The organism is Pseudomonadota bacterium (assembly GCA_026388315.1).
In the GTDB taxonomy this organism is placed as follows: Bacteria; Desulfobacterota; Syntrophorhabdia; order Syntrophorhabdales; family Syntrophorhabdaceae; genus MWEV01.
In genome coordinates this window covers 1-7,256 of the sequence record JAPLKA010000122.1, presented here as the reverse complement: position 1 = coordinate 7,256, position 7,256 = coordinate 1, and the positions used below count along the sequence as shown (strand labels likewise).

Below are 7,256 nucleotides of genomic sequence, written 5' to 3'. Positions count from 1 at the left end.
CGGGCTTCATACCTCTGCATTTGTCATGATGGGACTTCCACTCGAAGAGACAGAAGATATTATTGAGACGGTGGACCTCATTGCAAAGGTTCAGCCCGGAAGGGTCCGCTGGTCACTTTTTTTTCCTTTTATCGGCACAAAAGCTTACGATATTGCCAAAGAAGCCGGTTTAATAGATTTTGAAAAGATGCGTACACTCGATAATTTTACCGATGAAACCTGCATGATGCTTGGTGATGATATCAACCTACTTGTTGATAAACTAAAATCCATGTTCTGCCTGTTCATAAACGGCTATGCCGATATAGACGGACAGGGCAGGTATAAGGAACTTCTGAGAATCGTCGAAGCCGCTGGAAAAGATGCCTGGTTGAAAAATAAAAAACTTTTCATAGAGCGGGCTAACATGTTAGATAAAGAAATGGAGGAAAAGGGGAAACTTTACTATACAGTGAAGTATAACCCCTTCATGGGTGTCCGGAGTGACTGGAAAGACAATAGTATATCTGCCTAACTGGCTGGGTGATATGGTCATGGCCATACCCTTTTTAAGCTCTCTGAGGGCATCCATATACGGAGAGCTGTGGGGGATTGGTAAGAGTAACGCTATTCATATATATAATGGTCACAATTTCTTCGACAGGTTCGTTCCCCTTGAAAGCAAAAATCTGATTACATTCTTCGATACCATAACATTTTTAAAACAATTCGAATTTAAAAGGGGTATTTTATTGCCCCACTCATTCCGCTCTGCCCTTCTGTTTTATTTAGCTGGCATCAGCGAACGGGCCGGATATGCCAGGAATAAAAGGGATTATATGCTCACGCACCGTGTTGCCGAAGACCCGGCGCTGGAGCCCACCATGGAACACTATCTGAAGATTATCGATACACTTGGGGGCAGACGGACAATAATGGATGCCCCATCGCTTATTGTTACGGAAGATGAGGAACAGAAGTTTAATGAAAAGTATACCGATATCAACACGTCTTATACAGCCTTTGTCGTTGGTGCACAGTATGGCTCCTCAAAGTGCTGGCCTCCCCGTCATTTTTCAGAGCTTGCCGATATGATTATAAAAAGATACAACATGAAAGTATATGTATTGCCCGGGAAGGGCGAGGAGGAACTTGCCGGCGAAGTGTATGCAGGTTCAACACAAAAAGAAGGTATCGAAATAAAAAGCATGGGTATCCGGGATCTGAAAGTCTGTCTTTCGCATGCCTCTGCCGTTGTAACGAACGACACCGGTCCACGCCATATTTCTGCGGCGCTTTCCGTCCCTACGGTTGCGCTCCTGGGTCCCATGGACGAAAGATACACCGCTTATCCGAGTACATGTACATATACAATCAGTGCGGATGTACCATGCAGACCCTGTAATAAGAAGAAGTGCGACAGGGATCACGAGTGTTTGAAGGGAATAAGGCCAGAAACAGTATTCACAAAACTGGAGGAGATACTTGGATAGTAAAAAGAAGGCGGAAGCAAATAAGAAGAGATCAGTTGATATTATTGACATGTTCAAAAAGAAGAAGATTTGTGTTATTGGTGATATAATCGCCGATGTATACATCTTCGGAAAACCCTACAGGCTTTCACGGGAAGCACCTGTTGTTGTGGTAAAATATGAAGGACAGAAGATATTCCCGGGGAGTGCGGGCAATACAATAAATAACCTGTTAGCGCTTGACGCACAGGTATTTCCACTCGGACTCATCGGGAATGATTACCTTGGCAATAAGCTTTTTGAGTATTTTTTGCAGCATAAGACAATAGATCCAACCGGTCTTGTGCGGTATAAGGGAAACACCACAACCAAGACAAGGATATTGGCGGGAGACACGCACACATCAAAACAGCAGGTCATCCGGATTGACAGGGAAAGCGACACGCCTGTTCCGCAGAGCGCAAAGAAGTCATTGCTGAAAAGATTAGAAGAATTAGCCCCTGAAATGGATGCCTTCATTGTCTCAGATTACGGTCACGGGACAGTTGACAGTAATGTTATTCAACACATGAGGGAACTGGCAAAGGAAAAGATTGTAGTGGGAGACTCACGGTACAGCCTGAAAAATTTAAAGGGCTTTACCATGATTACCCCCAATGAATCAGAGGCATATGCACTGGCAAACTTGGGCGAATCTTGTTCGATCGGAGACGTAGGAGAAAAAATAATAGATTTTATGGATTTAACCGCACTCCTTGTTACACGTGGGAACCAGGGGATGAGTCTCTTTTTGAAAACCGGCGAGGTTTTTCATATCCCCATTTCCGGGACAGACGATGTGACCGATGTTACCGGTGCAGGGGATACGGTCTGTGCGGCACTGACGCTTTCACTCGCAAGTGGTACTGATTTTTATCACGCTTCCTGTATTGCCAACTATGCAGCGGGCGTGGTGGTGATGAAGCGGGGAACCTCAACGGTTAGCCCTGAAGAACTTAAAAAGGCTATGGAGCATTATGGGACAGGTCATTAAAAGCCTCGCAGAGCTTAAAAACATCATCGAGAAGGAGAAGGCGAACGGCAAGAAGGTGGTCTTCGGTAATGGCTGTTTTGATCTCCTCCATGTGGGTCATATCAGGTATTTGAAGGGCGCCGGAAAACTGGGTGATGTGCTTATCGTTGCCGTCAATGACGATTCCTCAGTTACAGGGCTCGGAAAGAGAAAACAGGTTGTAACGCCTGCCCTTGAGCGGGCCGAGATCATTTCAGCCATTGAATGCGTCGATTATGTGGTCATCTTCGGCGACCCAACGGTGGAAAATCTCCTCTTAACACTGAAACCGGATATTCACGCAAAAGGCACAGACTATACGGAAGATAACGTCCCTGAAAGGGATATAGTGCTTTCTTACGGCGGCAGGGTCGCCATCGTCGGCGACCCCAAAGATCATTCAACCCGGGATCTCATAAAAACCATCAAGAGCCTCTGATCATCGTTACGTTAAATCCAATAAGGTTTAAATGGGATTTTGTTTATTCACTGTTTGATTTCAAGCATTTTTTGGTGTAGATTAACAAAAATCCAAACAGTGAAGGCATGGATAAAACGTAACAATTATGGAAAAATCAGCATCTTCTAACTCAAAACTCAACTCTTCTAACTCTACGCTATGCGCTCTACGCCTGTCCTCACGTAGCGGGGGCTCTACGCTGTCCTTATCCGTCTACATGATTACCTTCAACAATGCCTGTACGATTGAAAAGGCTTTGCAGAGTGTTACAGGGTGGGTGAATGATGTGGTGGTTGTGGACTCACACAGTGCCGACGGCACCGCGGAAATTGCACAAAAATATACTGAATCAATCTGCCAGTATGATACAACCGATATGCGGGAAAAATACCAGTACGCCCAGGATCAATGCACGCATCCATGGGTGCTTTTTATCGATGCAGATGAATGGCTAACGCCGCAGTTGAAGGGAGAAGTAGAGAAAATAATTTCCGAAAACACAGATTATAACGGCTTCATGGTGAACCGCAGAAATGTTTACCTGGGCCGCGAGATAAAGTATGGTGGATGGTACCCTGACCACGAGATACGGCTCTACAGAAAAGATAGAGGCAGTTGGCAGGGGGGAATCCATGCAAAAGTTTATGTGGATGGAAAAGTTGGCGAGCTTAAAAACTATTACATGCACACCCCGTATACAGATACAGCCCATCAGATACGGACAATCGACCGGTATTCCGAGGCATTTGCACAGGATCTTTATGCTTCAAAACGTCACTTCCATCTCTTAAATATGCTTACAAGGCCCATATATCGCTTTTTCAGGGATTATATCTTTAAGAGGGGGTTCCTCGACGGAATACCTGGGCTCATCATCGTGGCATCCACCATGTATTACGTGTTCATGAAACACGCCAGACTCTGGGAATTGGAAAGGAAGAACGATAATTCATAAAGAGGAGGCAACAGGGAATTTATGGCTTACATCTTGAATTTAAAAACCATTTCTGATCACAGGGGGCACCTGACTGTCATCGAAAGAGAGATACCCTTCGAGATAAAAAGGATATTCTACATATACGGTGTTCCCGCTGAATCAATAACGAGGGGCGGGCATTGTCACCACACAACCACACATGCCGCTGTATGTGTAAGCGGAAGCTGCAAGGTATATGTAAATGATGGCGAAAAGGAAGAAACATACCTCCTCGATTCCCCCGAAAAATGTCTCATACTGGATTGTCAGGACTGGCATACCATGTTTAGCTTTACTTCCGATGCGGTTCTGGTCGTTCTCGCATCTGAATACTATGATCCCGATGAATATATTTATGAACTGAAAAAAGAGGGCAGCACATGATTGATTACGAGCGCCTTGGCAATTCTAACAAGCCCTTTTTCGAAGATTACAAAAAGGCTTTCGATACATTCCTCGAGAACGGATGGTACATCCTGGGAAAAAACGTAGAGGAGTTTGAACGACAATTCAGCAGTTATAACGGGTGCAGTCATTGTATCGGTGTAGGCTCCGGTTTCGACGCCATCAAACTTTCTCTTAAGGCCTTTAATTTTGAGCCCGGATCAGAGGTCATTCTGCCTTCAAACGCCTATATTGCTACTGTCTTTGCAGCTATGCACTGCTCTTTGAAGGTTGTCTTTGTTGAGCCGGATATCAGCACTTATAATATCGACCCCGGAAAAATAGAAGAAAAAATCACCTTGAATACCGTCGCCATCCTTGTTGTCCATTTATACGGGAAATCGTGCAATATGGACACCATAAAGGAGGCAGCGAATAAGTTCAATTTGAAGCTCATAGAAGATTGTGCCCAGTCTCATGGCGCCATGTACAAGAATAAAAAGACCGGGAGTTTTGGTGACTTCGGGGCATTCAGCTTTTATCCGACCAAAAACCTCGGCGCTTTAGGGGATGCAGGGGCAATAACCACGAATAATGATGAATTGGCGGGCACACTGAAGAGGCTGAGGAATTATGGCTCTGAGGTAAAAAATTATTTTGACATGGTGGGTTTTAATTCGAGGCTCGATGAACTCCAGGCGGCATTTCTCATTATAAAACTCCATAGGCTCGATGAAATTAACAACCATAAAAGGAACCTGGCAAAAGCCTATCTGGATGGCCTGAAAGAAGATTTTATAAAGCCTGTTGTAGATAAAGATTTTTATTATGTCTACCATATCTTTAACGTCAGGCACCCAATGCGGGACGCATTAAAGGAATACCTGAAAAACAACGGCATCGAGACTCAGATACATTACCCGGTTCCACCGCATAAGCAAAAGGCATTAATGGGTATCATCAATGATGACCGATTCCCCATCTCGGAAGAGATACACAACACAACCCTCAGCCTCCCCCTGTCTTTTTACCACCAAGAAGAAGATATCTATAAGGTTATTGAAGTAATGAATAAATTTTAGAACGAGGAGTTTTTAATATGATTGTAAAGATGTTTGATGTTGAGTCAGACCATAAGGATATAAAGGAAGAACTGCTAATTATCATGAAAGAAATCCTCTCGAGTGGTGAATATATCATTGGCAAAGAGGTAAAGGCGCTTGAAGAGGTTTTTGCAGCATACATAGGGGTTAAACATGCAATAGGCGTAGGAAGCGGTAACGATGCTATAAAAATCGGGGGATTATCCCTGGGATTAAAAAGCGGGGACAAATTCGTAACAGTTCCCAATACCTATATCGCCACCACCATGTCACTCTCCACTCATGGCCTGATACCGCTTTTTTGTGATATTGAGACAGAAACATACAACATGGATCCGGGGCAACTTGAGAACCTCCTGAAAACAGAAAAAGATGTTAAACTCTGCATCCCCGTTCACCTCTACGGGCATCCCGCCAGAATGAATGAAATAATAGATGTATGCAAGCGGCATGGCGTAAAGATGCTTGAAGATGCCTGTCAGGCCCATGGCGCTCTGTACAAGGACAAAAAGGTGGGAACCTTCGGCGATGTTTCAACATTCAGTTTTTTCCCCACAAAAAACCTCGGCTGTTACGGGGACGGCGGTATCATCGTGACGGATTCCGAAGAAATTTACACAAAAGCAACGATGTTAAGGGCTTATGGGCAGGCAGAGAAGAAACATGTCCATATTGTTGAGGGTTTTAATTCAAGACTTGATACAATACAGGCTGCTTTGTTGAAGCGCAAGCTTGAACACCTTGATCACTGGAATAACAAGAGAAGGCATATTGCATGGCTGTACAAAAGAGAGTTATCCGATACACCACTCATATTACCCGATGAAGCGCCGTGGGCATTCCATGTTTACCATCTCTATGTGGTGCGGTCGAAAGAACGGGAAGATCTGATGCAATACCTCGCCGACCATGACGTCTCAACCCTCATCCATTATCCGACACCAATCCATCTGCAGGAAGCATACAGGCATCTTGGGTACAAAACAGGGGACTTCCCGGTTGCGGAACAGGTCGTAAAAGAGATCATATCCTTACCCATGTATCCGTCGCTGAAAGAGGATGAGGTGATGTATGTGTCAAAGCGTATAAGGGAGTTTTATGGAACGTAAAATCAATTGCGGGTTGCGAAATAACCCGTACACCGTACATCGTACACCGTACATCGAAGTACGAACGACGAACGACGAACGACGAATTGATAAGGGTTTCCTATGAAGATTCTCCACCTTTTCAGTGACTGGAAGTGGACAGGGCCTGCCGAGCCCACACTATCGCTCTGCGAAGCCCTCACAAATGAAGGGGTTGATGTTACCCTTGCCTACAGAAAAACCCCTGAGGATTTTCAGGGGAGAACAGTCGAGAAAGAGATAAAAAAAAGGAATTTCAAATCCTACGACGGGTTCAGGCTCAACAGATACTTTTCTTTGAAAGACTGGTCCCATGATGTAAGGGCCATACAGGCATATGTTCTAAAAAACGGCATTGACATTGTTCACACAAACCTCTCCCATGATTACTTTACTGCAATCTTTTCGCTCTCTTTCATGAGAAAACGTCCCTTGATTGTCCGGACAGATCATAAAAGGGACGGTATGCCCGTAAACATGTTTATGAAATGGTCCATGTCACGGACTGACGGCATTGTGAGCTATAGTAATAAAATCATGGACCAGGACATAAAGGGTTTTCGCTTCCCCGTTGAGAGAACCAGTGTTGTTCCACCGGGAATTACGCCATACGAAGGACCCGTAAAAAACATGCGAAACGAATTCGGCCTCCATGAGGATGAATTGGTAATCGGAGTAATAGGACGCCTCAAGCCTGACCGCGG

9 protein-coding genes are annotated in these 7,256 nt (G+C 44.7%); all 9 read left to right on the top strand.

Features of this window, described 5'->3' with window-relative positions; translation table 11 throughout:
• Positions 1 to 514 (top strand): hypothetical protein (locus tag NTX75_17880; protein MCX5818087.1); only part of this gene is annotated, 514 nt, incomplete at its 5' end.
• Positions 483 to 1,472 carry a lipopolysaccharide heptosyltransferase II gene (waaF, locus tag NTX75_17875; protein MCX5818086.1) on the top strand — a complete coding sequence of 330 codons (990 nt, stop codon included), beginning with the start codon at positions 483 to 485 and terminating at the stop codon, positions 1,470 to 1,472. The genes NTX75_17880 and waaF, both read left to right, overlap by 32 nt.
• The gene (locus tag NTX75_17870; GenBank protein ID MCX5818085.1) at positions 1,465 to 2,484 is read left to right on the top strand and encodes a PfkB family carbohydrate kinase; all 1,020 of its coding nucleotides are present in this window, start codon (positions 1,465 to 1,467) and stop codon (positions 2,482 to 2,484) included. Before waaF ends, NTX75_17870 begins: the two co-directional genes overlap by 8 nt.
• On the top strand, positions 2,468 to 2,941 hold the full coding sequence (locus tag NTX75_17865; GenBank protein MCX5818084.1) for an adenylyltransferase/cytidyltransferase family protein: 474 nt from the start codon (positions 2,468 to 2,470) through the stop codon (positions 2,939 to 2,941). Before NTX75_17870 ends, NTX75_17865 begins: the two co-directional genes overlap by 17 nt.
• Before the next feature lie 127 nt (positions 2,942 to 3,068).
• Positions 3,069 to 3,917 carry a glycosyltransferase family 2 protein gene (locus NTX75_17860; GenBank protein MCX5818083.1) on the top strand — a complete coding sequence of 283 codons (849 nt, stop codon included), beginning with the start codon at positions 3,069 to 3,071 and terminating at the stop codon, positions 3,915 to 3,917.
• A gap of 21 nt (positions 3,918 to 3,938) precedes the next feature.
• Positions 3,939 to 4,322 carry an FdtA/QdtA family cupin domain-containing protein gene (locus NTX75_17855; GenBank protein ID MCX5818082.1) on the top strand — a complete coding sequence of 128 codons (384 nt, stop codon included), beginning with the start codon at positions 3,939 to 3,941 and terminating at the stop codon, positions 4,320 to 4,322.
• Entirely contained in the window at positions 4,319 to 5,404 is a 1,086-nt protein-coding gene (locus tag NTX75_17850; GenBank protein ID MCX5818081.1) for a DegT/DnrJ/EryC1/StrS family aminotransferase, read from the top strand. Before NTX75_17855 ends, NTX75_17850 begins: the two co-directional genes overlap by 4 nt.
• Positions 5,405 to 5,421: 17 nt before the next feature.
• Positions 5,422 to 6,534 (top strand): DegT/DnrJ/EryC1/StrS family aminotransferase, encoded by a 1,113-nt coding sequence (locus NTX75_17845; protein MCX5818080.1) that lies wholly within the window; start codon positions 5,422 to 5,424, stop codon positions 6,532 to 6,534.
• A gap of 102 nt (positions 6,535 to 6,636) precedes the next feature.
• Positions 6,637 to 7,256: glycosyltransferase (locus NTX75_17840; protein MCX5818079.1), on the top strand; the 620-nt coding region annotated here is incomplete at its 3' end.